Below are 3,392 nucleotides of genomic sequence, written 5' to 3'. Positions count from 1 at the left end.
CGAGAGGGGGCTGAAGTGATTGGCAGAAATCATAGGCAGAGGATGGAACAGACGGTTATAGTCTTGATTGCCGATAGGGGAAATAGCCTGATGAACGACATTTATTTCCCGTTACAATATTTTCCGATACAATATTATCCGTTGCAATATTATCCGATGCAATAATTTCCCATTGCAATATTTTCCGATACAAAAAAAATAGAGACCACCTCTTGTTGATGGCCTCTATTTTTATTCAGTTATATGTTGTCCGGTCGGCGGTTGCTATGCCCGGACAGTCTGTTCTTTCATCATCCGATTCCACTTGAAGTAGCCGGCTACGGCGATTGCAACATATAGTCCGTAGAGTCCTGCCTTGAAGGGGATGCCCTTCACCACATAGAGATAGCAGCACACCACGTCTACCGCAATCCAGAACAGCCATTGCTCGATGTATTTCTTTGCCAGCGCCCACAGGCCGATGAAGCTCAGGGCATTGGTGAAGGAGTCGAGCAGCGGCACCGTACTGTTGGTGAACTCCACCAGAATCCAGTATGTCGCCGCCCATGCCGCCACAAACGCCACAGCCACCGGAGCATATCTCCTTGCCGGCATGTGGGTGATGGGCAATGCGTTCTTCGGTGCGTCGCCCATCCTCACGCCTTTGGCGAAGAGCGTCTTTATCGCCGTGCCGTATCGCCACATGACATATCCGTAGATGCCGGCGAGGGTGTAGTATGCCGCCATTCCCGCGTCGCCGTATAGCCCGTGGCTCCAGTAGAGCCAGATGTCGAGAGCCGGCATTATGATGCTCACGAGCCAGAGGGCGATATGTGCGCGGTATTCCAGCCAGATATACAGTAGGCCCAGCAGCGTGGTGAAGATGTCGAGCCAGTGTTCGGTGATAAATTCAGTCATGATGTAGTCTTATGATCCCAGTGGGAAGTATTCCGTCATTTATAATCTCGAAGGGATGTTTCCCCGTCATCTTAGAATCTCAGCGTGATGTTACCCATCATCGTGAATCCCGCTGCCGGCACATATCCCAGATAAGACTTGCGGGTGTCGCCCTCATACCATCCCCAGTCGTAGCCCATCACGGCATAGTGGCGGTCGAAGATGTTGTTGAGGTCGAGACCGAGCTTCACGCTCTTCAGTCCGCAGCCCTTCAGGTTGATGGTGTAGCTCATGTTGATGTCGGTCTGAGAGAAGCTTGGCAGCTGGCGCTCGCTGCTCTCAGAGTTGTCCACATACTGCTTGCTCACGAAGTTGGTGTGCCATGTGGCGTTGAAACCCTGATAGTGGAAATCCAGGAATCCGTTGAGTATGGCGCTTGGCGAGTAGGCGAGGGTAGACTTGTCGTAGTGGTTCACGTGGTCGCCCAGATATTCGTCGAAGTCCTTTATCTTGTTCTGGCTCAGAGCGGCGTTTCCCTCCACGCTCATCCATGAGAGCGGTGCCCATCCGGCGGTCAGCTCCACACCCATGCGGTAGGAGTCCTTGATGTTTGTGGTCAGTGCCTCGCCGATGTCGCTCGTCTGTCCTGTCTGTGCAATCTGGTTGTCGTAGGCCATATAGTAGAAGTTTGCTCCGGCGTGCCAGTTGTTGCCAGTATACTGGTATCCCAGTTCATAGTCGGTCACCTGCTCCTTCTTCGGGTAAGGATAGTTGCCGTTGTCGGTATAGTTGTTGCGCTCCGGCTCACGGTTTGCGAGCGATACCGATGCGTAAGCCTTGTGTCCGCCGTTGGTGTAGCTCACACCGGCCTTCGGGTTGAAGAAGTTGAAGTCGTCGTCCACGTCGAGTCGCTGTGCGTAGTAGTTGCCGTCGCTTCCCGTCACGAACTTGTCGTTGATGCCGTCGGTCTTGTATCCCACGTGGCGGTACTGCAGGTCGGCGAATACGTTCCAGTTGTCGAGGAATGTGTATGCTGCCTTCACGAATGCGCTGTAGTCATCCTTGCGTGCGTCGGAGTCGTAGTATTTGTATTTGCCGTGGTTGTCGAAGTATTTCTGTTCCAGTGCCTCGTCCTTGATGTATGTGAGATATCCCCAGTGGCTGCCGCGGAACTGCTGTAGGTTCACTCCTCCGGTCACGTCCCACTCCTCGTCCTTGTAGTTCACGTTATACACCAGTCCGTAGGCGTTCTGTGTGAGTCCCTTCAGTCTCACGGCGTCGCTCTTGATGAACTTGCCTGCGTCGTTGCGTTCGTTGATGCCGAATTTCTCAGCCAGCGACTTCTTCACCTTCAGGTCCTTGTAGTATCCGCGTCCGTAGGTGTAGTGCAGGGCGGCATTGTGAGTCCAGTGTTCAGAGGGTTGCCATGTGGCAGAGAGGATGTTGTGGTTCTGGTAGAAATTGTCCGTCGTGCGGTCCCATGGAGTGCCGTCGCGGTAGGTGAATGGAGTAAGCTTGTAGTTGCCGTTCTCATCCTTGTCGTAGTTTCCGAGCAGCGTGTTGCTGCGTCCCAGGCCCATCTCGTATATCTGCTTGTAAGACTCAGTTCCTTCCGGTCCGGTGATATAGTTCCAGGCCTGTCCGGTCTTCTCGAAGTTTCCGATATTCTTGTATCTTATCTGGAAGTTGTCGCCCAGCCATGTCAGTCCGCCGTAGTATGAGCCCGAGCGTCCGCGAGTGCCGTCAACGAATCCGTCGGTTGCCGTTTCGTGGTATGCTCCGTCGAATATCAGGTGGTTGAAGAGCAGTCCGGTGGAGAAGCTTGCACCCGTGTTGTAGGTGTTGTAGGTGCCGTAGGAGCCGGTCAGCTCGGCGAACGGCTTCACCTGAGGCGCCTGTGTGGCGAGCGAAATCGAACCTCCGAACGCACCGTCACCGTTTGTCGACGCTCCCACACCTCTCTGTATCTGCACGCTGCCCAGCAGTGCGGCATAGCTGTTCATGTTAGCCCAGAACACCTGCTGGTCTTCAGGCGAGTTGAGTGCCACTCCGTCGAGAGTCACGTTGATGCGGCTTCCCGCAGCACCACGCATGCGGAGGTATGTCGTTCCCGTTCCGATACCGTTCTCGCTCCATGATATTATTCCCGGTGTGCGAGAGAAGAGGTATGGCAGTTCGCGGCCCGTAGTGGAGAAGTCTTTCAGTTCCGATTTCTCGATGTTTGCCACGGCGAATGGAGCGTTCTTCTGTGCTCTCACTGCCTTCACCACCACCTCGTTGAGCTGGCGCACCTTCACGGTGTCTACGTCTTTCTGTGCAAGGGCGTTCTGTGCGCATAGCGTACATACCACTGCCATTGCCACTTGGTTGATTCTTTTCATCTTAACCTGTTTTTTTTTATTGTTGTTTTGTTACTTTTGGCTTCCCTTTTCTGTCGTGGGAATCAGTTGCGCTGCATCTGTTCCTGCATCTCTCAATCTCTGCCGAAGCGGAGTAGCCTGCATCTCCCAATCATT

The 3,392-nt window shown here is 53.7% G+C and carries 2 protein-coding genes; both read right to left on the bottom strand.

What is annotated here, in order from left to right:
• Nucleotides 1-264: 264 nt before the first annotated feature.
• On the bottom strand, nucleotides 265-897 hold the full coding sequence (pnuC, locus tag QVO99_RS00095; protein ID WP_022315544.1) for a nicotinamide riboside transporter PnuC: 633 nt from the start codon (nucleotides 895-897) through the stop codon (nucleotides 265-267).
• Nucleotides 898-968: 71 nt separating this feature from the next.
• Nucleotides 969-3,257 carry a TonB-dependent receptor gene (locus tag QVO99_RS00090; protein ID WP_022315543.1) on the bottom strand — a complete coding sequence of 763 codons (2,289 nt, stop codon included), beginning with the start codon at nucleotides 3,255-3,257 and terminating at the stop codon, nucleotides 969-971.
• Between the last annotated feature and the right edge of the window lie 135 nt (nucleotides 3,258-3,392).

It is taken from the genome of Prevotella sp. CAG:592, from assembly GCF_000436015.1.
Classification (GTDB): Bacteria; Bacteroidota; Bacteroidia; order Bacteroidales; family Bacteroidaceae; genus Prevotella; species Prevotella pectinovora.
Note: the sequence above shows the minus strand (reverse complement) of the source record. Positions and strands in the feature narration are given on the sequence as shown.

Excerpts from the sequence above, each read along its gene's own strand:
- QVO99_RS00090 (WP_022315543.1), bottom strand. The coding sequence starts at position 3,257 with ATGAAAAGAATCAACCAAGTGGCAATGGCAGTGGTATGTACGCTATGC.
- pnuC (WP_022315544.1), bottom strand. The coding sequence starts at position 897 with ATGACTGAATTTATCACCGAACACTGGCTCGACATCTTCACCACGCTG.